Here is a 19,815-nt window from a genome sequence, read left to right on the forward strand (position 1 = left end):
GACCCCACTCGCCCTGCGGAACGCCTGCCCACAACGAGCGAGGCCCGCGCCCGCTACATGTCCGGCAGCTGCAAGATCGGGAAGCTGCCCGTGTTCGTCGGGGCGTGTTCCGGGAGCCAGAGGACTGCCACCGCGCCCTCCGCCGGGTCGTCGGGGCCCACGCCCGCCGGCGTCACGTTGCGGAAGGTGAGGCGGGCGCCGAGGACGCGCGCCTGGCCCGCCGCGATCGTCAGGCCCAGGCCGTGGCCGACGCCCGCGCGGTCCGAACTGCCGGTGCGGAAGCGGCTCGGGCCCTCCGCGAGGAGACCCGCGGGGAAGCCGGGGCCGTGGTCGCGGACCCGCACCACGCGGCCCTCGACACTGACCTCGACCGGCGGTTTGCCGTGCTTGGCCGCGTTGGCGAGGAGGTTGCCGAGGATCCGCTCCAGGCGGCGCGGATCGGTGGTCACCTCCGACTCGTGCACCACCGTGACCTTCACGTCCGAGTTGAGGACCGCGATCCGCCGGGTCACGAACTCGCCCAGCATGATGTCCTGCAGCTCGGCACGCTCGGCCGCGCTGTCGAGGCGGGCGACTTCGAGTACGTCCTCGACGAGCGTGCGCATCGCCTGCGCGCGGTCCCTGACCAGCTCGGTCGGGCGGCCCGGCGGGAGCAGCTCGGCCGCCGTGAGCAGGCCCGTCACCGGCGTACGCAGCTCGTGCGCGATGTCCGCCGTCACCCGCCGCTCGGCCTCGAGGCGCTGCTTCAGGGCGTCCGCCATCGCGTCCACCGACCGTGCCAGATCATCGGTCTCATCGCGTACGACGCCGCCGATGGCCTCTCGTACGCTGACATCCGTCTGCCCCTGGGCGACGTCCTGCGCCGCGGCCGCCGCCTTGCGCAGCCGCCGTGACAGCTGGCCGCCGATCAGCACGCCGAGCGCGCAGCCGCCGAAGACGACCGAGATCGAGCCGATCACCAGGGCCTGGTCGAGGTCCTTCATGACGGTGGTGCTGCGGTCGGGCAGCGGCGTGTGCAGCGACAGGATGCGGCCGTCGCTGAGCGGCACGGCGGCCCAGATGTCCGGCACGCCGTCGGCATGCTCCTCCACGAACGTCCCGCGCCGCCCGGCCACGACCTTGTCCCGCAGCGCGTCCGGCAGATCCGGGTCGTCGATCTTGAAGCCGACCGCCCGGCCCGCGGAGTTCTCGTAGCCCCGCTGCATGTACGCGAGCTTCGTGTCCTGGAAATCGCGCGCGCTGTCGAGCATCGAGACGCGCGCCGCGTTGTGTACGACAAGGCTGAGCGCCACCGCGACCAGCGCTCCGACCAGGGCGATCGCCGCGCTGATCTTCCAGCGCACACCGGTGCGCAGCCGGCAGCCAACCGTCCGGCGCAGCCAGGAGCCCAGCGTCCCCCTGCTCATATGCGTCCCCTGCGATCCGCCTGGCGGTGAATGTCCCTCATGCCTTGAGCTTGTAGCCGAAGCCGCGGACCGTCTCGATGCGGTCCTGGCCCACCTTCGTACGCAGCCGCTGCACATGGACGTCGACGACGCGCGTGTCCCCGCCCCAGCCGTAGTCCCACACCCGCTCGAGGAGCTTGTCGCGGGAGAGGACCGTGCCGGGCGCGGAGGAGAACTCCAGGAGCAGCCGCATCTCGGTCGGCGTCAGCGCCACCGGAGCGCCGGCCCTGCGGACCTCCATGCCCTCCGTGTCGATCTCCAGATCGCCGAAGTGCAGCACGCCGCCGTCCGGCGAGCCGGCCTCACCGGCCGCGGGCGCCGCGTTCGGACCGCTCGCGTGGCCGAAGCGGCGCAGCACGGCGCGGATCCTGGCGACGAGCACGGCGCCGTCGAACGGCTTGGTCACGTAGTCGTCGGCGCCCGCCTCCAGGCCGAGGACGACATCGATGGAGTCGGCACGCGCGGAGAGCATGATCACCGGGACCGTGGACTCGTCGCGGATGCGGCGGCACAGCGAGACGCCGTCGAGGCCGGGCACCATCACGTCGAGCAGCGCGATGTCGGGGCGGTTGGCGCGGAACGCCTCAAGGCCGAGCAGGCCGTCGGGCATCGCGGTGACCACGAACCCGTCCCGTTCGAGCGCGAGCTGCGTCGCCTCACGGATGACGTCGTCGTCCTCGACGAACAGGACGTGGGTGTGCTCAGCCATCGGGTGCTCTCTCAGTTCTCCGTCGGGGCGGGAGCCTCGCCGCCCGCCGCTCTGCCGTAGTGAGTGCGGTGGCGGTCGGTCTCCCTGAAGCGGTTCGTGGTCCAGCGGTAGGTGATGACGTCCTCGACGGACGGGAACTCCACCGGATCACCCTTCTGGTACGCCTGCTTGGTGACCACCAGCTCACCACCGTCGATCTCCGCGTAGACGGGTGGCTCCTCGTCCTGGAAGACATTTTGGTACTTCTTGCCCTCGGCGCGGTACACGTACGTACCGGTGCCGACGGTGTCGTCGCAGGACATGACGTTCACGACGACATCGGACGCGGATCCTCCGGTCAGGTTGCCGTACGAGACGTCGACGGGGTAGTCGTCGGCCGAGCAGGGCTGCAGCTCGCGCTTGACCGACTGGCTGACCTTCGGGTCGCTCTTGATGAGCTGCACGGGGTCGACATCCGCCGCGGGCGCGGGCGCCGCCGATGTCGAAGGCGCCACGGTCGGCGATGGCGACACCACCGTCTCGCCGCGGTTGGCCGGGCCCTCGTCGCGGGCGCCGGAGCCGCCGGCCGAGCAGGCGGTGAGCAAAAGGCCGACGGCGGCGAGTACGGCCACTGCCGTACTCCCCGCCTTCATGGTCCTTCTGGCCCGGGTGCTTAGGCCGCGCAACGCTCCCGCTCCTCACGTTCGAGCGCGCCGCCCGCGGGTTCCTCGCTGTCCCGGCTCTCCAGCTCGTGGCGGAGCCGGGCGAGCGCCCGGTGCAGCGTGCTCTTGACCGTTCCTGCCGACATGCCGAGTGCGGCGGCCGTCTCCTCTGTGGACATCTGCTCCCAGTGTCGCAGCACGACGACACTGCGCTGCTTGGGTGCGAGCACCTTCATGATGTCCATGAGCAGGGCGCGGTCCGCGTGCTGTTCGGTGGAGTCTTCCACGCTTGCGTCGGGCAGCTGCTCGGTGGGGACCTCTTCGAGCTTGCGGGCCCGCCACCACTCCGTACGCGTGTTGATCATGACGCGGCGCAGATAGGCGTCCGCGAGCCGCTTGTCGGCTATGCCGTCCCAGCGGCCGTACGTCCGCACCAGTGCGGTCTGAAGGAGGTCCTGGGCGTCGACCGGGTCGGGCACCAGGCGCCGGGCACTGCGCAGCAGGGCGTCCTGCCGAGTGCGGACGTACTCTTCGAACTCGAGCACCTCGCCGTGCGCCATACCTAACCGCCTCCGTTCCGCCAACACCACGACGCGTCTGGTTTGACACGTCCCTCGACCGCTGTCCCTTGCCTGTGCGGTACGGGAATGAAGCTACGGAGGGCTTGTCACGGGGCTGTGCGGAGCAGCCAGCGGAGGGCGCACGGCCTTCCGTCGGTTGTGTAACAGAAGTAGGCGAGGCGTAAAGCGGGGGCCTTTTGGCGGGAGTTGTCAGGTGAGCGGCAGCCGGTGGAAGCGGGACTGTCAGGTGAGCGGCAGCCGGTAGAAGCCGTTCGGGAGCGGCTCCACCAGGCCGTCGGAGACCAGGCCGTCCAGTGCGCGGGCCCGCTGCACCGGCTCGTCCCACACCCGGTCGAGGGCCGACTGCGGTACGGGGGCCAGCGCATCGCGCAGGACCGCGAGCAGCTTGCCCCGGACCTGGCGGTCCGTGCCCGCGTACGTCTGGCCCTTGCGGGCCGGGCCCTCATGCGGGGGCTTCCCCGCAGTGCGCCAGGCGCACTGCTGCGCGATGGGGCAGCGGGAGCAGTCCTCGTTCTTCGCGGTGCAGACGAGGGCGCCGAGCTCCATGGACGCGGCGGCCCAGCGGGACGCGGTGCGTTCGTCCTCGGGGAGCAGGGCGCGGGCGAGCTTGCGCTCGGCGGCGGTGGTGGCGTTCGGCGGGTACTGCACGCCGGTGACGGCGCGCGCGAACACCCGCCGCACGTTGGTGTCGAGGACGGCATGCCGCTGCCCGTACGCGAACGACGCCACGGCCGCGGCCGTGTACTCGCCGATGCCGGGCAGCGCGAGCAGCTGTGCGTGCCTTGTCGGTACGTCGCCGCCGTGCCGCTCCGTTATGGCGACGGCGGCGCCGTGCAGCCGGAGCGCGCGGCGGGGGTAGCCGAGGCGTCCCCAGGCGCGGACGGCCTCGCCCGGGGCTTCCTTGGCGAGGTCCGCGGGGCGGGGCCAGCGGGCGAGCCACTGCTCGTACACGGGCAGGACGCGGTTCACCGGCGTCTGCTGCAGCATGAACTCGCTGACCATCACGCCCCAGGGACCGGCGTCGGCCCGACGCCACGGCAGATCCCGGGCGTTGGCGTCGAACCAGGCGATGACGGGGCTGTGCAGGGCCTTGCCGGCGGGCCCGTGCGGGGACTCGCCGTCGGGCGTGGACAGTGGCGTGGACAGTGGCGTGGACATGGGCATGGGCTTCGTGGGCGCAGTCATGGCAGGACGATCCTGCCATGGGGGCGGCGGGCGTTGGGCCAACCTGGAGGTGGGCACGGCGATGTCGCCTGCGGCGGGCGGGGCGGTGGTCCTTGCGGTGCTGCCTGGTTTGGGGGTGCCGTCTGCGGTACTGCCCGGTGTGGGGCGGGGCCGCGCCGGTATGTCCGTACTCGCCATCTCGGTCTGAGCGTCTTGCTGCTGCGGCTGGGGAGTGCTGCGTACCGTGCTCCGTGCGGACATACCGACACGTCCCCTCGCGTCTCGTTGCGCGCCAACGGTGCGTGGGGGCCATGGCCCGGTCCCTCCCCTCGTGTCTCGATGCGCGCTGCCGGTGCGTGAGGCCGTGGTCAAGCCCCTTGTGTACGTCGCGCACTGCGGGGGAGCGGTGCGGTTCCGCCACCTCCCCCACCCACCCGGGCGAGTCACCCCCTGCCATGCCACAGCCCTCCGCCGCTGTGGGCAGCCGTTCCGCCCCCCGCCTACGCCCCCGCCTCCCCCACCCACCCCGGCGAGTCCCCCCGCTGTCGGCCGCCGTCGCTGTGGGCAGGCGTTCCGCAGGGCGGAACGGGTGGGCACAGCCCAAACTGCCGGGTGAGTGATGGAGCAAGGCGTGGGGGCAAGGGGAAGTCCTGACTTTCGGCAGGGGTGTTGGTGGGCGGAGGGAAGTAGCGTCGAGGGGGTGAGTCGGCGGTGGTGGGTGGATGTGGGGGCTTGGGCGGGGGTTGCCCTGCCCGCTGTCGGTGTGGACCGGGTGGGGCTGAATGAGCCCCGCTCGGTCGCGTTGGAGGTGGCGGGGCTCGGGGCGCTGGCCCTCGCGGTGGGTATCTGGCGGCGGTACCCGCTGGGTGCCTTCGTGGTCGTGGCCGGGCTGGGGCTCGCCCTCGCCCCTTCCCTGTTCACTGTTTCGTACGGCGGCGCCCTCGCCCTCTTCGCCCTGCTGATGGGCCGCAGGGCAGAGCACGCTCGGCCCGCGGTCATCGCCTTCGCGGGCATCGCGGTTGTCGGCACCGCCAAGATTGCCGTGCGGGGCGTCGACCCCGTCGTCGAGTGGCTTGTGTTGATGGGGACCCTGCTCTTCGGGGCCGTCTTCCCCTGGCTCGCAGGCCGCTACTGGCGCCAGGGACGCGAACTCGCCGCCGCCGGCTGGGCCCGCGCCGGCCACCTGGAGCGCGAGCAGCGCATCGTCGCCGACCGCGCCCGGCTGCGGGAGCGGGCCAGGATCGCCCAGGACATGCACGACTCCCTGGGGCACGAGTTGAGTCTCATCGCGGTCCGGGCCGGTGCGCTGCAAGTCGCCGCCGATCTGCCACACGAGCACCGCGCCGCCGTCGCCGACCTCCGCGCCGCCGCATCGGACGCCACCGACCGGCTGCACGAGATCATCGGGCTGCTCAGAGAAGACGGCGACGAGGCCGCGCCGCTCGCCCCGGCGGGCGAGACCGTCGCGGAGCTGGTCGAGCGCGCGGCAGGCTCGGGCCTCCCGGTCAGGTACATCGCCGAGGGTGGCACGACGCGCGCCGAGCCGACCGGGACGGAGTCCGAACGCACCGTCCACCGAGTCGTCCAGGAGGCCCTCACCAACGCCGCCCGGCACGCCCCCGGCGCCCCGGTGACGGTCGAGAGCGCGCGGGACGCGGTCACGGGCACGACCGTCGTGACCGTGACCAACGGTCCCGCCGAGCAACCGGCAGCCCCCGCGCCCGGCGGCGGCTCGGGCATCGCCGGGCTGAAGGCCCGGCTCTGCGACCTCGGCGGCACCCTCGACGCAGGCCCGCACGGCGACGGCTTCCGCGTCGTCGCACGGCTCCCCGCAGGGCACACCACCCCTGCGCCCGCCCCCGCGCCGGGCGGCGCCGTCATCTCGTACGCGAGACGGCGGACGGCTCTCGCCTTCGGGGCCGCCGTCGCCACCGGCGTACTCCTCGTCGGCGGCGCCTTCGCCTGGTACGCGTACTCCCGCTCGCACTCGGTCCTCGATCCGGGCGACTACGCGCGGCTGCGGGTCGGACAGCCGCAGGGCGCGGCCGAGCGGCTGCTGCCGGACCGGGCCGCGTCCGATCCGCCGAAGGAGCGCGCCCCGAGCCCGCCGCCGGCGGGCGCCGACTGCCGCTACTACCGCGCGAGCGGTGAACTCTTCGTCACCGTGGAGCACTTCAGGGTCTGCTTCGAGGGCGGGGCCGTTGTGGAGAAGAGCGTGATCCCGAAAGCCGGGGGCCGCGAGAAGGCGCTGGAAGAGGAGAAGGAGTGGGTGCGGTGATCCGCGTACTGCTGGCCGACGACGAGGCGATGATCCGCGCGGGCGTCCGCGCGATCCTCGGCGCGGGCGATGACATCGAGGTCGTCGCGGAGGCGGGCGACGGGCGCGCGGCCGTGGAGCTCGCCCAGGCCCACCGGCCCGACGTCGCGCTGCTCGACATCCGGATGCCGGGGCTCGACGGTCTCGCCGCGGGCGAGGAGATCGTACGCACGGTGCCGGGCACCGCGGTCGCGATGCTGACGACGTTCTCCGAGGACGCGTACGTCGCACGTGCGCTCGGCGGTGGAGCCACGGGGTTCCTGCTGAAGTCCGGCGATCCGCACGAACTCATCGCGGGCGTACGCGCGGTGGCGGGCGGCGCCGCCTTCCTCTCGCCGAAGGTGGCCCGGCACGTCATCGACGGCTACGGCGCCCGGCGCATCGGCCGCGGCGCGCAGGCCCGCTCCCGGACGGCCACCCTGACCCCGCGGGAGCGCGAGGTGCTCGGCCTGGTCGGGGAGGGCCTCTCCAACCCGGAGATCGCCGCCCGCCTCCACCTCGTCGAAGGCACGGTCAAGGCATACGTGAGCGCGGTCCTCGACCGACTGGGGGTCAAGAACCGCGTCCAGGCAGCGATCGTGGCGTACGAGGCGGGGATTGTGGGGGGTTAGCTGTCTGGCCGACTGCGCGGGGCTGTATAGATTTGCGGCTCCGCCGCGGGGCGCGACCAGCCACAGACGGCCCGCAGATTCTGCACTGTTGATCCGGCGAAGCGCTCAGCGGCGGTGCGACACAGGCGTGTGCGGTGTCGCGTACGTCGCCGGGCCCGGGCCCGCGAACCACCGGACGACCCCGGTAGAGGACCCCCGCATGCTCTCGACGACCCGCGCCACGGGCCGAGTGGCCAGACGGACGAGCAGGAAAGCCAGCACGGCGCCGAGGATCAGGCCGACGGCCACGTCGTGCGGATAGTGCACGCCCACGAAGACCCGCGAGAAGGCCATGAGCACGGCCATCGGCAGCGTCAGCGCGGCGATGCGCGGCCAGGCGACGGCGAGGCCGACCGCCGCGGCACCGGCGATCGTCGAGTGGTTGCTGGGGAAGGACCAGTCGCCGTGCGGCGGGCACGCGACGAGCGGTGCGAGCGCCCCGGAGACCGCCCGGCACGGGCGCTCCTCGTCGATCCCCGATTTGATCAACTCGCTGCACACATACGCCACCGCGGTGACGAGCGGGGCGAGCACCGCTATCGCTACGGCGCGCGGATCACCGCGCCGGGAGCGCCACCAGGCGACTATGAAAAGCACGCCGAAGAGCAGCAGTCCCAGCTCCGTCCACACCTCGGCGGTGTGCTGCACCCAGGCCGGGGTGTCGTGGGCGAATTCGGTGATGTCGCGGTAGAGATCGTCGGTCATGGTGTCCATGATTACGGACGGTACGGAGTGGGCCCGAATCGTCACATCCGGCGATCGACCTGTCCCGACCCCTGACGACAGACAGGGGTGAGGGGGGAACGGGCTGTAGCCGGGGTAAGCGGAGTGGGTCGTTCCGAGATGATGATCCGCAAACTTTGTTGCCCGGGGCGGCGGGTGGGGCAGGAGAAGGCCCGGATCTCTCGTAAGGTTTGGGCGTGGGATCTCTGCGCAATCCGGTCGGGCCGCTTCCCTCCACCATTTACTGGCGTCGGAGGGCCGTTCTGCTGTCCCTTGTCGGGCTGCTCGCGCTCCTCGCCGTGTGGGTGCTGACGATGGGCGGCGGAGGCGGGAAGAACACCGCCGACGGGCCGTCAGGTTCCGGGCCCGCCACGTCCATCACGCCCGGCCCCTCCGGCTCCGGGCCCGCCATCAGTGAACACCCGGGCGGGCGCGACGAGTCGGACGGCGAGGGCTCCGGCGGCGGCTCGGGCTCGGGCGGCGGTTCAGGAGACGGCTCGGGCTCCGGTGACTCCGGCGGTGACTCCGACGGTGCCTCCGGCGGCGGTGACGGCAGCGGGTCGGACGACGGCGCCAAGGGCGGTGGCGGCGCGGGCGGTCAGCTGCCCGCGGGGTCGCGGCTGCCCGACTGTGTGCGCGGGGATGTGAAGTTGAAGCTGCGCAGCGTCCAGAACACGTACGAGATCGGTGAGAAGCCGAAGTTCGAGATCATCGCCCAGAACAGTGCGGGCAAGGCCTGCAAGGTGGATCTCGGTGGCAAGGGAACGGTCCTGACGATCACTCAGGCCGAGGGCGACAAGGAGATCTGGTCGTCGGCGGACTGCCCGGCCGGGAGCGGCAGCCTGCTGTTGCGCGTGCCGGGGGACGGGCGCGTCACGCACACCGTGGAGTGGGACCGCCGGGCGAGCGAGCCGCGGTGCGCGACGCCTTCCGCGGGGAGCGCGGCCCCGGGGACGTATCTCGTCGAGGCCAAGTCGCCTGGCCTGGGGTCGGCGCAGGCGTCGTTCGTGCTCGAAGAGGGCTGACGGGCGGCTGGCCGCCCGGTGGGTGGTTTTTCCGCGCTCCGCGCGGGGTTTCCCCAACCACCCACCCGTTACCCTGCAGCGCTCTAGACGTACCGCTCCAGGATCGACGACTCGGCAAGCCGCGAAAGCCCTTCGCGCACGCTACGTGCGCGCGCCTCCCCCACCCCGTCCACCGTCTGCAGATCATCAACGCTCGCAGCGAGCAACTTCTGCAGGCCACCGAAATGCTCGACAAGACGGTCAATGATCGCGCCCGGCAGCCGCGGCACCTTCGCCAGGAGGCGGAAGCCCCGCGGCGAGACCGCGGAGTCAAGGGCCTCCGGGGAGCCGGTATAGCCCAACGCCCGTGCCACGATCGGCAGTTCGAGCAGCTCCGCATGGCTCAGCGCGTCCAGTTCGAAGAGCGCCTCGTCCACCGTGCGGGAGCGCTTCGCGGTCGGCTCCGGGACGTAGTCCCGGACCACCAGCTCGCGCTCCGGCTCGACGCCCGCGATCAACTCGTCCAGCTGCAGGGCGAGAAGACGGCCGTCGGTGCCGAGCTCCACCACGTACTCGGCGATCTCCGTGGCGATGCGGCGCACCATTTCCAGGCGCTGGGCGACCGCCGTGACGTCGCGGACCGTCACCAAGTCCTCGATCTCCAGGGCGGAGAGCGTGCCCGCGACCTCGTCGAGGCGGAGCTTGTAGCGCTCCAGGGTCGCGAGCGCCTGGTTCGCGCGGGACAGGATCGCCGCCGAGTCCTCGAGGACGCGGCGCTGTCCGTCCACGTACAGCGCGATCAGGCGCATGGACTGGGAGACGGATACGACGGGGAAGCCCACCTGCTTGGAGACGCGGTCCGCGGTGCGGTGCCGGGTGCCCGTCTCCTCGGTGGGGATCGTCGGGTCGGGGACGAGCTGCACGCCCGCCCGCAGGATCTTGGTGACGTCCTTGTCGATGACGATGCCGCCGTCGAGCTTGCAGAGCTCGCGCAGCCGCGTCGCCGTGAACTCGACGTCCAGGATGAAGCCGCCCGTACACATCGATTCGACGGTCTTGTCCCAGCCGAGGACGATGAGCCCTCCGGTGTTGCCGCGGAGGATCCGCTCGAGGCCGTCGCGCAGGCCTGTGCCCGGCGCGACCGCGCTCAGGGAGGCGCGCATCAGCCCATCTGCACCGGAGCTTCCACCGGACTTGCCGGGAGCTGACGCCCGGTCGTTGGCTGCCACTGCACTCCTCGGGTCGCGGGTTGTCCAAGCCCCGGTCCGTACGACTGCTTCGTACGGATGGGCGAGACCAGGGCAAAGTCTACCGGCGGTCTTCCTCCTCCCGTGGGGCCTCTCTGCGACGCGACCTCGGAAGCACGCGCAGCGCGTCCCCCATGTCGGCGACTTCGGTGACCTTCATGCCGGGCGGGACCTTGCCGGGGTCGGCGGGAACGAGGGCGTGCGTGAAGCCCAGACGGTGCGCCTCGGCCAGTCTGCGCTGGACCCCCGTGACCCGTCTGACCTCGCCCGCGAGGCCCACTTCGCCGATCGCGACCAGGTTCTTGGGCAGCGGGGTGTCGCTCGCCGCGCTGGCCAGGGCGAGCGCGATGGCGAGGTCCGCGGCCGGCTCGGAGAGCTTCACGCCGCCCACCGTCGCGCTGTAGATGTCGCGCTTGCCGAGCGCGGAGATGCGGCCGCGCTGTTCGAGCACGGCCAGCATCATCGAGACGCGGGAGGTCTCGAGGCCCGATGTGGTGCGGCGGGGGGAGGGGATCTGCGAGTCGACCGTGAGCGCCTGGACCTCGGCCACCAGCGGGCGGCGGCCCTCCAGGGTGACCGTCAGGCAGGTGCCGGGGACGGCCTCCGCGCGGCGGGTGAGGAAGAGGCCGCTGGGGTCGGCGAGGCCGGTGATGCCCTCGTCGTGCAGTTCGAAACAGCCGACCTCGTCCGTCGTCCCGTAGCGGTTCTTGACGCCCCGGACGAGACGGAGGCGGGCGTGGCGGTCGCCCTCGAAGGACAGGACGACGTCCACCAGGTGCTCCAGGAGGCGCGGTCCCGCGATCGCGCCGTCCTTGGTGACATGGCCGACCAGGAGCGTCGACATGGCGCGCTCCTTGGAGGCGCGGATCAGGGCCCCTGCCACCTCACGGACCTGGGCCATGCCGCCCGGCGCCCCGTCGATCTCCGGCGACGCGACCGTCTGGACCGAGTCGAGGATCAGGAGGGACGGCTTCACCGCGTCCAAGTGGCCCAGAACGGCGGCGAGATCGGTCTCCGCCGCCAGGTAGAGGTGGTCGTCGATGGCCTTGATGCGGTCCGCGCGCAGCCGGACCTGGCTCGCCGACTCCTCGCCGGTGATGTAGAGCGTGCGGTGCTCGTCGCTGGCCGCCTTCGCCGCCACGTCCAGGAGCAGCGTCGACTTGCCGACGCCCGGCTCGCCCGCGAGCAGCGCCACGGCACCGGGGACGAGGCCGCCGCCCAGGACGCGGTCCAGTTCCGGTACGCCGGTGGAGCGGGCGGTGGCCTGGCGGCCGTCGACCTCGCCGATGGGCAGGGCGGAGGAGGTGACGCGGCCGGGGGCGGTGGTGCGGACAGCGGGCGCGCCGTACTCCTCGACCGTCCCCCAGGCCTGGCATTCGGGGCAGCGGCCGAGCCACTTGGCCGTCTGCCAGCCGCACTCGGTGCAGCGGTAGGACGGCCGGTCCTTGCTCGACTTCGTACGGGCAGCCATGAACCGAACCGTAGCGGGCAGCACTGACAACGCGGCACGCGCGCCGATGCCGAGGGGGCGCGGGTCACGGAATCATGGGTTCCTGTCCCCTTTTGAGGGATCTGTTCACCCGTAAGGATTAAATGTGCTCAAGAGGGAGGAGGGACCCGGCATCATCCGCCTAACTTCGCACGGGTGATGAGCAGCAGGCCGGAATCCCCCACGCAAGCAACCGGCGCACACCGGGCGCACAGAGACGCGCGCCAGCGCGTAGTGCCCCGCTCGGCGCCGCCCGCGCCGCCCGCGCCGCCCGCACGCTACGAACCTTGTCTGGACGGCCTGTTCACGTACTGCCTGTCCGTCCTCTGTGACCACGACGCCGCGACCACCGCCGTGGGCGACGTACTTGCCATTGCCGAGCGCCGCGGCTCGCGCGGTCCCGCCGCCGCGTCCGAACTCAGACCCTGGCTGTACGCACTCGCGCGCTGGGTCTGCCTGCGGGCGCTCGCCGAAGCCAGGCGCAAGCGGCAGGGCGGCGCGCACGCCTCCGGCGGCGTCTCCCGAGCCGCCTCGCCGAAGGACCCCGGGTCCGCCGCGCAGCCGGACGACGAGACCCAGCGAGAGCGGCGCCGCGAACTCGCCCAGCTGGCCTGGCCCGAGGCCGCGGGGACGACTCCAGAGCAGCGGGAGGCCCTGGAGCTCGCCGTCCGCCACCAGCTCGCCCCCCAGGAGGTCGCAGCCGTCGTCGGCCTCGACCTCGGCAGGACCCGCGACCTCCTCGCGTCCGCCGCCTGCGAGGTGGAGCGCACCCGGGCCGCGCTCGCCGTCGTGGAGACCGGCACCTGCCCGATCGTCGCCCGACTCACCGGCGACAACCAGCTCCTCCTGGGCACGGCCCTGCGCCGCGAGCTCGTCCGGCACGTCGACGACTGCCCGCGCTGCCGGCTCACCGCCGAGCGCGCGGGCTCCGGGGCGTGGCCCGGCACGGCGGCCTCGCCGGCCGCGCTGCCCGTCGTCGAGGCCCCGCGCCCCGCCGTGCACGTGGCGATGGCGCATGTCCCGCGCGCGCGTGGCGGCGCTCCGCGCTTCGACCGGCGCGGCTTCCCGATGGACCCCAAGGACCACGCCGCCCGCCGCCACCGGCTACGCGCGCGCGCCGTCACGACAACGGTCGTCGCCACCGTGATCGCCGCTCCGGTGCTCGCCCTCTGGGCGGCATACCGCGGGGCGCCGCTGACCGGCGAGGGCGCGGACGGCACCTCCGTCAGCGCCACCGAGGCGGGCGATTCCGACGGCATGGACGGCGACCGGCGCCGTGAGGACTACGAGAACGCGGGCAACGCGCAGACACCGCCGGACCCGCGCTTCACCGCGGGCAGCCGCTCACCGGACGTCTCCGTAGAGGTCATCAGCGGCGGCTCGCCGCCGTCGCACTCCTCGACGGGGCCCGGCCGCCTCACCGTGGCGGCACAGCCGAGCGGCGGCACGACGCTGATCACGCTGAAGGCCTCCGGAGGCGAGCCGGTCCGCTGGTCGGCGAGCGCCGGCGCCTCCTGGCTCTACCTGAGCCGCTCCTCCGGAACGCTCTCGCCGGGCGAGACGTTCACGATCCGGGTGTACGTGGACCACGACCGTGAGCCCGCGGGGCACTGGAGCGCGCGGGTGTCCATCGCCCCCGCGGGGGCGATCGTGTCGATCGACGGGTACGGGCGCGCGACGGGCCCGGCGACACCGGCCCCGCGCCCTACGCCTACGGACCCGACGCCTACCCCCACGCCTACGCCGTCGGACCCGGAGCCGACGCCGACTCCCACGGACCCGACTCCGACCCCCACCCCGCCGGACCCGTCCCCGTCACCGACCGACGGCAGCGGGGAGCCGAGCCCGAGTGGCAGCTAGGGATCTTTGTTACCGAGGAGGATCCGCCGGATGCGGCGCCACCAGCGGCAGCTGCGACGCCAGTCGTTCCTCGCACAGCTCGGCCAGGCGGTCGTAGCCCGCCTTGCCCATCATCTCCGTCAGCTCGGGGCGGTAGGAGACGTACACCGGATCCCCCGCACCGTGCGCCGACGTCGCCGACGTGCACCACCAGTGCAGATCGTGCCCGCCGGGGCCCCAGCCACGCCGGTCGTACTCACCGATCGACACCTGCAGAACCCGCGTGTCGTCGGGCCGGTCGATCCAGTCGTACGTCCGCCGCACCGGCAGCTGCCAGCACACGTCCGGCTTCGTCTCCAGCGGCTCGCGGCCCTCCTTGAGGGCCAGGATGTGCAGCGAGCAGCCCGCGCCGCCCGCGAACCCGGGGCGGTTCTGGAAGATGCAGGAGCCGTTGTACGGGCGGGTCTGGCGCTCGCCGTCCTCGTCCGTCGACACCCAGCCGGTCTCCGTGCCGATGTCGTGGTGCTGCCAGATGTCCGGCGTGAGCCGCTCCACGAACCCGGCGACCCGCTTCTCGTCGTCCTCGTCCGAGAAGTGCGCGCCCAGCGTGCAGCAGCCGTCGTCCGCCCGGCCCGCCTGGATGCCCTGGCAGCCGCTTCCGAAGATGCAGCTCCACCGAGAGGTCAGCCATGTCAGATCACAACGGAAGACCTGCTCGTCGTCCGCGGGGTCCGGAAACTCCACCCAGGCGCGGGCGAAGTCGAGGCCCTTCTCGTCCGGCTGGGACTTCTGCACCTTCTCCGGCTTCCCCGACTTCTTCTTCGACTTCGTTTTGTCGGTCTTCGCCTTTTTCGTCTTTGGCACGACTCCAGGGTATGCGCGCGGTGCCCGGTCCGAGGACCAGCGACCGCCGAACGCGCAGTAGCGTTCCGTATATGAGACTCGGTGTCCTCGACGTAGGTTCGAACACGGTGCATCTGCTGGTGGTGGACGCCCACCCCGGCGCGCGCCCGCTGCCCGCGCACTCGCACAAGGCCGACCTGCGCCTCGCCCAACTCCTCGACGAGGCGGGAGCCATCGGCCCCGAAGGCGTCGAAAGGCTCGTCGCCACGGTCCGTGACGCCCTGGAGGCGGCCGAGGACAAGGGCGTGGAGGATCTGCTGCCCTTCGCCACCTCCGCGGTCCGCGAGGCCAGCAACGCGGACCAGGTGCTCGCCCGCGTGAAGGAGGAGACCGGCGTCGACCTGCAGGTCCTCACCGGCGCCGAGGAGGCCCGGCTCACCTTCCTGGCGGCCCGCCGCTGGTTCGGCTGGTCGGCGGGAAAGCTCCTGGTCATCGACATCGGCGGTGGGTCTCTCGAGATCGCGTACGGCATCGACGAGGAACCGGACGCGGCGGTCAGCCTGCCGCTCGGCGCGGGCCGGCTCACGTCGGCCTGGCTGGCCGAGGACCCGCCGGCCCCGCAGGACGTGAAGGCGCTGCGGCGGCACGCGCGCGCCCAGATCGCCCGCACGGTGGGGGAGTTCAGCCGCTTCGGCAGCCCGGACCATGTCGTGGCGACGTCGAAGACGTTCAAGCAGCTCGCCAGGCTGGCCGGCGCCGCACGCTCGGCCGATGGCCTCTACGTACAGCGTGAGCTGAAGCGGAAGTCCCTGGAGGACTGGGTTCCGCAGCTGGCCGCGATGACGGCGGCGGAGCGTGCCGAGCTGCCGGGGGTCTCCGAGGGGCGGGCCGGACAGCTGCTCGCGGGGGCGCTCGTCGCGGAGGGCGCGATGGATCTGTTCGGCGTCGAGACCCTGGAGATCTGTCCCTGGGCGCTGCGCGAGGGCGTGATCCTGCGGCGGCTCGACCACCTCCCGGCGCCTGGGGACGTGAGCTCGTGACCGGCGGGCCGGTGACGTAGGCCACTGCGGGAGACCACCTCCCCGGCGTCGGGCGAGGGCCCGTACGCTGTCCCTCGTGGCAGAACCAGTGGTGCGCATCCCGGATGCGAAGGTCGCCCTGTCGACGGCCTCGGTCTATCCGGAGTCGACGGCGACGGCCTTCGAGATCGCCGCGCGCCTGGGGTACGACGGCGTCGAGGTCATGGTCTGGACAGACCCCGTCAGCCAGGACATCGAGGCCCTGCGCAGGCTGAGCGACTACCACCGGATCCCGATCCTCGCCGTGCACGCGCCATGTCTGCTGATCACGCAGCGCGTGTGGTCCACGGACCCCTGGGTGAAGCTCCAGCGCGCCCAGGCCGCCGCCGAGAAGCTGGGCGCATCGACGGTCGTCGTGCACCCGCCCTTCCGCTGGCAGCGGCAGTACGCGTCCGCCTTCGTCGAGGGCATCTGGCGGATGGCCGACGAGACGGACGTCCGCTTCGCTGTCGAGAACATGTATCCGTGGCGCTACCGCGACCGCGAGATGCTCGCGTACGCCCCCGACTGGGACGTCACCAAGGACGACTACCGCCACTTCACGATCGACCTCAGCCACACCGCGACCGCCCGCACGGACGCGCTGCAGATGATCGACCGCATGGGCGACCGCCTCGGCCATGTCCACCTCGCCGACGGCAAGGGCTCCGCCAAGGACGAGCACCTGGTGCCGGGCCGCGGCACACAGCCCTGCGCCGAGCTGCTCGAACGCCTCGCGACGAGCGGCTTCGACGGGCACGTCGTCATCGAGGTCAATACCCGGCGCGCGATGTCCAGCGCCGAACGTGAGGCCGATCTCGCCGAGGCCCTCGCCTATACGCGGCTGCATCTGGCGTCCGCGGTGCAGGTGCCCCGGTCGTGACGGCGGCGGCACGGGGCGGCGCGGCGAAGGGCGGCGCGGCCGAGGGGGCGGCGGCTCCGCGGCGCAGGGGGCGTCCGTCCCGTATGCAGTCGGCCGAGGGGCCCGCGATGCGGGACCGGATCCTGGAAGCGGCCCGCACCGAGTTCTCCGCGCGTGGGTACGAGAAGACCTCCGTGCGCGGGATCGCGAAGGCGGCCGGGGTGGACTCGGCGCTCGTGCACCACTACTTCGGGACCAAGGAGCAGGTCTTCGCCTCGGCGATCGAGGTGGCCTTCGCGCCGGCGCTCGAGGCGCCCGCGGCGATCGAGGAGGGCCCGCTCGACGCGATCGGCGAGCGTCTCACCCGCTTCATCTTCGGCGTCTGGGAGAACCCCGCGACCCGCGTCCCGCTCCTGGCGATCGTGCGCTCCGCGGTGAACAACGACACGGCGGCCGCGGTCTTCCGCCGCCTCATCGTGACGCAGCTGCTCTCCAAGGTGACGCGCCGCATCGACCAGCCGGACGCGGAGCTGCGGGCGGAGCTCGCGGCCGCGCAGCTCGTGGGAACGGCGATGCTGCGGTACGTGATCCAGGTGGAGCCGCTGGCCTCTGCGGACCCGGAAGTGATCATCGCGCGGATCGCGCCGGTGGTGCAGGGGCATCTGACGGGGCCGTGAGCCCGGCACGTACACGTCCTCTTCGCAGGCCGCTCACCGAGACGGCTGTTCCGCCATCCGGACAGCCTGTCCAGATCGTGGAGGGTCGGCGTACGCTCGACAACAGTCGAGTCTTATGTCTCTGAGATCCCTGAAGGAGCGAGCGACGATGCCCGAGCTCAGGTCCCGCACTGTCACCCACGGCCGCAACATGGCGGGCGCCCGCGCCCTTATGCGCGCCTCCGGTGTACCCGGCGCGGACATCGGGCGTAAGCCGATCATCGCCGTCGCCAACTCCTTCACCGAGTTCGTCCCGGGCCACACCCACCTGCAGCCGGTCGGCCGGATCGTCTCCGAGGCGATCAAGGCCGCGGGCGGCATCCCCCGCGAGTTCAACACGATCGCCGTGGACGACGGCATCGCGATGGGCCACGGCGGCATGCTCTACTCGCTGCCCTCCCGCGACCTGATCGCGGACAGCGTGGAGTACATGGTGGAGGCGCACTGCGCCGACGCCCTGATCTGCATCTCCAACTGCGACAAGATCACCCCCGGCATGCTGAACGCGGCCCTGCGTCTCAACATCCCGACGGTCTTCGTCTCCGGCGGCCCGATGGAGGCCGGCAAGGCCACGCTGGTCGACGGCACGGTCCGAAAACTGGACCTGGTCAACGCGATCAGCGACGCCGTGGACGAGAGCATCTCGGACGAGGACATCCTCCGTATCGAGGAGAACGCCTGTCCGACCTGCGGCTCCTGCTCCGGCATGTTCACGGCGAACTCGATGAACTGCCTGACCGAGGCGATCGGCCTCTCCCTCCCCGGCAACGGCTCGATGCTCGCCACGCACACGGGCCGTAAGGCGCTGTACGAGAAGGCCGGCGAGACGGTCGTCGAGATCACCAAGCGCTATTACTACGAGGACGACGCGTCGGTCCTGCCGCGCTCCATCGCCACGCACGCCGCCTTCGACAACGCCATGGCGCTCGACATCTCCATGGGCGGCTCCACGAACACGATCCTGCACCTGCTGGCCGCCGCGCAGGAGGCCGAGCTCGAATACACCCTCGCCGACATGGACGCCGTCTCGCGCCGCGTCCCCTGCCTGGCCAAGGTCGCGCCGAACGTGGCGCCCGGCGGCACGTACTACATGGAGGACGTGCACCGCGCCGGCGGCATCCCCGCGCTCCTCGGTGAGCTGTACCGCGGGGGCCTGCTGCACGAGGACGTGGGCTCGGTCCACTCCAAGTCCATCAAGGACTGGCTGGACACCTGGGACGTGCGCGGCGGTTCGCCCTCCGCCGAGGCCGTAGAGATGTGGCACGCGGCCCCGGGCTGCAAGCCCTCCGCGCAGGCCTTCTCGCAGTCGGAGCGCTGGGACACCCTGGACACGGACGCCGCGGGCGGCTGCATCAGGGACGTGGCCCACGCGTACTCGAAGGACGGCGGTCTCGCGGTCCTGAAGGGCAATCTGGCTCAGGACGGCTGCGTCGTGAAGACGGCGGGCGTCGACGAGTCGATCTGGACCTTCGAGGGCCCGGCCGTGGTCTGCGAGTCGCAGGAAGAGGCCGTCGAGAAGATCCTCAACAAGCAGGTCGAGCCGGGCGACGTGGTGGTCATCCGCTACGAGGGTCCCAAGGGCGGCCCGGGCATGCAGGAGATGCTCCACCCCACCTCCTTCCTCAAGGGTCGCGGCCTCGGCAAGGTCTGCGCGCTGGTCACGGACGGCCGCTTCTCCGGCGGCACGTCGGGCCTCTCGATCGGCCACGCGTCGCCCGAGGCGGCATCCGGCGGCACCATCGCCCTGGTCGAGGACGGCGACCGCATCCGCATCGACATCCCCAACCGCGGCATCGAACTCCTCGTCCCCGAGCCTGAGTTGACAGCCCGCCGAGAGGCCCTGGCCGGCGTCTACGCCCCCAAGTCCCGCGAGCGCAAGGTCTCGGCGGCACTGCGGGCATACGCGGCGATGGCGACGAGCGCGGACAGGGGAGCGGTGCGGGACGTGTCGAAGCTGGGCTAGGCGCTTGCGCTTCCAGCCTCGGGCCGGCGAAATTTCAGCCTGTCCGGCGCTTGAGGACGAACTCGGCGAAGCCGGTGATTTCCGGTACGCACACGGCCGGCGAAGCCGGAATGGATTCGGGTAGGGGCGGGTTCGGGGAAAGAAAACCGCCCGCCCCACCAACCGCAACCACCGCACCCCGCCCACGCGTCCACCCAGCGAAGAGCAATCGCAACTTCACGGGGGAGAGAAGCATGAGCGAGAACGTCATAGCACCGGAGTCCGCAGGGTCCGCAGAGTCTGCTGAGGCCGCGGCAGCAAAGTCGTACCCCATAGCCGCAGACGTCAACGTCCGCTCCGGCCCCGGCACCTCCTACGCCAAGGTCGGCCGCCTCTCGGCAGGCACCCGAGTCACGCTCTACTGCCAGCGGCCTGGTGAGACGGTGACGGGCCCGACCGGCACCTCCAGCATCTGGGACCGCATCGGCAGCGGCCGCTACGTATCGGACACATACGTCCGCACGGGCAGCGACGGCTACGTGGCACCCCGCTGCTGAGCACACCGCTTCTTAAAGAGAAGAAGCC

The 19,815-nt window shown here is 71.9% G+C and carries 19 protein-coding genes; 10 read left to right on the plus strand and 9 right to left on the minus strand.

The features are described from left to right. Window positions 1-53: 53 nt before the first annotated feature. The 5 genes from cseC to AB0G47_RS26115 form a co-directional block, all read right to left on the minus strand. A complete protein-coding gene (gene cseC, locus AB0G47_RS26095; protein ID WP_360774448.1) occupies window positions 54-1,406 on the minus strand; it encodes a two-component system sensor histidine kinase CseC in 1,353 nt (450 codons plus the stop codon). A 37-nt stretch (window positions 1,407-1,443) separates the two neighbouring features. Then, complete coding sequence (gene cseB, locus AB0G47_RS26100; RefSeq protein ID WP_360774451.1) at window positions 1,444-2,154, minus strand: two-component system response regulator CseB; 711 nt, start codon at window positions 2,152-2,154, stop codon at window positions 1,444-1,446. An 11-nt stretch (window positions 2,155-2,165) separates the two neighbouring features. Continuing rightward, entirely contained in the window at window positions 2,166-2,786 is a 621-nt protein-coding gene (locus AB0G47_RS26105; RefSeq protein WP_360774454.1) for a hypothetical protein, read from the minus strand. A 20-nt stretch (window positions 2,787-2,806) separates the two neighbouring features. Next, complete coding sequence (locus AB0G47_RS26110; RefSeq protein WP_135333345.1) at window positions 2,807-3,355, minus strand: SigE family RNA polymerase sigma factor; 549 nt, start codon at window positions 3,353-3,355, stop codon at window positions 2,807-2,809. Window positions 3,356-3,598: 243 nt separating this feature from the next. Beyond that, on the minus strand, window positions 3,599-4,561 hold the full coding sequence (locus tag AB0G47_RS26115; protein WP_360774457.1) for an A/G-specific adenine glycosylase: 963 nt from the start codon (window positions 4,559-4,561) through the stop codon (window positions 3,599-3,601). Between AB0G47_RS26115 and AB0G47_RS26120 the strand changes: the two genes are divergently transcribed. From AB0G47_RS26120 to AB0G47_RS26130, 3 genes are all read left to right on the plus strand, one after another. After that, window positions 4,560-4,748, plus strand: coding sequence for a hypothetical protein (locus AB0G47_RS26120; RefSeq protein WP_360774460.1), 189 nt, complete (start codon window positions 4,560-4,562; stop codon window positions 4,746-4,748). The two genes, AB0G47_RS26115 and AB0G47_RS26120, sit on opposite strands and share 2 nt — an antisense overlap. Window positions 4,749-5,312: 564 nt before the next feature. Beyond that, window positions 5,313-6,818 (plus strand): histidine kinase, encoded by a 1,506-nt coding sequence (locus AB0G47_RS26125; RefSeq protein ID WP_360774464.1) that lies wholly within the window; start codon window positions 5,313-5,315, stop codon window positions 6,816-6,818. Next, window positions 6,815-7,468 (plus strand): response regulator transcription factor, encoded by a 654-nt coding sequence (locus AB0G47_RS26130; protein ID WP_360774467.1) that lies wholly within the window; start codon window positions 6,815-6,817, stop codon window positions 7,466-7,468. The genes AB0G47_RS26125 and AB0G47_RS26130 overlap by 4 nt, the downstream gene beginning before the upstream one ends. Before the next feature lie 105 nt (window positions 7,469-7,573). On the opposite strand, the gene AB0G47_RS26135 is transcribed toward AB0G47_RS26130, so the two are convergent. Then, a complete protein-coding gene (locus tag AB0G47_RS26135) occupies window positions 7,574-8,221 on the minus strand; it encodes a phosphatase PAP2 family protein (protein ID WP_360774470.1) in 648 nt (215 codons plus the stop codon). A 206-nt stretch (window positions 8,222-8,427) separates the two neighbouring features. On the opposite strand from AB0G47_RS26135, the gene AB0G47_RS26140 reads away from it, so the two are divergent. After that, a complete protein-coding gene (locus AB0G47_RS26140; protein WP_360774472.1) occupies window positions 8,428-9,255 on the plus strand; it encodes a hypothetical protein in 828 nt (275 codons plus the stop codon). 83 nt (window positions 9,256-9,338) lie between these two features. Here the strand turns inward: AB0G47_RS26140 and disA are convergent, their stop codons facing one another. Then, entirely contained in the window at window positions 9,339-10,463 is a 1,125-nt protein-coding gene (gene disA, locus AB0G47_RS26145) for a DNA integrity scanning diadenylate cyclase DisA (protein ID WP_360774475.1), read from the minus strand. Window positions 10,464-10,542: 79 nt separating this feature from the next. Then, a complete protein-coding gene (radA, locus tag AB0G47_RS26150; protein WP_360774478.1) occupies window positions 10,543-11,952 on the minus strand; it encodes a DNA repair protein RadA in 1,410 nt (469 codons plus the stop codon). 177 nt (window positions 11,953-12,129) lie between these two features. Here radA and AB0G47_RS26155 point away from each other — a divergent pair, with 177 nt between their 5' ends. Then, window positions 12,130-13,830 (plus strand): hypothetical protein, encoded by a 1,701-nt coding sequence (locus AB0G47_RS26155; protein ID WP_360774480.1) that lies wholly within the window; start codon window positions 12,130-12,132, stop codon window positions 13,828-13,830. Window positions 13,831-13,839: 9 nt separating this feature from the next. Here AB0G47_RS26155 and AB0G47_RS26160 read toward each other — a convergent pair whose 3' ends face one another. Continuing rightward, window positions 13,840-14,673 carry a hypothetical protein gene (locus AB0G47_RS26160; RefSeq protein ID WP_360774483.1) on the minus strand — a complete coding sequence of 278 codons (834 nt, stop codon included), beginning with the start codon at window positions 14,671-14,673 and terminating at the stop codon, window positions 13,840-13,842. Between the two features lie 71 nt (window positions 14,674-14,744). Between AB0G47_RS26160 and AB0G47_RS26165 the strand changes: the two genes are divergently transcribed. The 5 genes from AB0G47_RS26165 to AB0G47_RS26185 all read left to right on the plus strand — a co-directional run bounded on the left by AB0G47_RS26165 (window position 14,745) and on the right by AB0G47_RS26185 (window position 19,787). Beyond that, the gene (locus AB0G47_RS26165; RefSeq protein ID WP_360774487.1) at window positions 14,745-15,692 is read left to right on the plus strand and encodes a Ppx/GppA phosphatase family protein; all 948 of its coding nucleotides are present in this window, start codon (window positions 14,745-14,747) and stop codon (window positions 15,690-15,692) included. A 76-nt stretch (window positions 15,693-15,768) separates the two neighbouring features. Further along, entirely contained in the window at window positions 15,769-16,593 is an 825-nt protein-coding gene (locus tag AB0G47_RS26170; RefSeq protein WP_360774490.1) for a sugar phosphate isomerase/epimerase, read from the plus strand. Between the two features lie 83 nt (window positions 16,594-16,676). Continuing rightward, window positions 16,677-17,249, plus strand: coding sequence for a TetR family transcriptional regulator (locus AB0G47_RS26175; RefSeq protein ID WP_360774539.1), 573 nt, complete (start codon window positions 16,677-16,679; stop codon window positions 17,247-17,249). Window positions 17,250-17,397: 148 nt separating this feature from the next. Beyond that, complete coding sequence (gene ilvD / locus AB0G47_RS26180) at window positions 17,398-19,251, plus strand: dihydroxy-acid dehydratase (RefSeq protein ID WP_360774493.1); 1,854 nt, start codon at window positions 17,398-17,400, stop codon at window positions 19,249-19,251. Window positions 19,252-19,484: 233 nt separating this feature from the next. Beyond that, window positions 19,485-19,787, plus strand: coding sequence for an SH3 domain-containing protein (locus AB0G47_RS26185; protein WP_360774496.1), 303 nt, complete (start codon window positions 19,485-19,487; stop codon window positions 19,785-19,787). The last annotated feature ends 28 nt before the right edge of the window (window positions 19,788-19,815 follow it).

Source organism: Streptomyces sp. NPDC021622 (assembly GCF_040640795.1).
GTDB lineage: Bacteria > Actinomycetota > Actinomycetes > Streptomycetales > Streptomycetaceae > Streptomyces.

Coding starts and splice junctions, on each gene's coding strand:
- cseC (WP_360774448.1), bottom strand. CDS start 1,406: ATGAGCAGGGGGACGCTGGGCTCCTGGCTGCGCCGGACGGTTGGCTGC.
- cseB (WP_360774451.1), bottom strand. CDS start 2,154: ATGGCTGAGCACACCCACGTCCTGTTCGTCGAGGACGACGACGTCATC.
- AB0G47_RS26105 (WP_360774454.1), bottom strand. CDS start 2,786: ATGAAGGCGGGGAGTACGGCAGTGGCCGTACTCGCCGCCGTCGGCCTT.
- AB0G47_RS26110 (WP_135333345.1), bottom strand. CDS start 3,355: ATGGCGCACGGCGAGGTGCTCGAGTTCGAAGAGTACGTCCGCACTCGG.
- AB0G47_RS26120 (WP_360774460.1), top strand. CDS start 4,560: ATGGCAGGACGATCCTGCCATGGGGGCGGCGGGCGTTGGGCCAACCTG.
- AB0G47_RS26115 (WP_360774457.1), bottom strand. CDS start 4,561: ATGACTGCGCCCACGAAGCCCATGCCCATGTCCACGCCACTGTCCACG.
- AB0G47_RS26135 (WP_360774470.1), bottom strand. CDS start 8,221: ATGGACACCATGACCGACGATCTCTACCGCGACATCACCGAATTCGCC.
- radA (WP_360774478.1), bottom strand. CDS start 11,952: ATGGCTGCCCGTACGAAGTCGAGCAAGGACCGGCCGTCCTACCGCTGC.
- AB0G47_RS26155 (WP_360774480.1), top strand. CDS start 12,130: ATGAGCAGCAGGCCGGAATCCCCCACGCAAGCAACCGGCGCACACCGG.
- AB0G47_RS26165 (WP_360774487.1), top strand. CDS start 14,745: ATGAGACTCGGTGTCCTCGACGTAGGTTCGAACACGGTGCATCTGCTG.
- AB0G47_RS26175 (WP_360774539.1), top strand. CDS start 16,677: ATGCAGTCGGCCGAGGGGCCCGCGATGCGGGACCGGATCCTGGAAGCG.
- ilvD (WP_360774493.1), top strand. CDS start 17,398: ATGCCCGAGCTCAGGTCCCGCACTGTCACCCACGGCCGCAACATGGCG.
- AB0G47_RS26185 (WP_360774496.1), top strand. CDS start 19,485: ATGAGCGAGAACGTCATAGCACCGGAGTCCGCAGGGTCCGCAGAGTCT.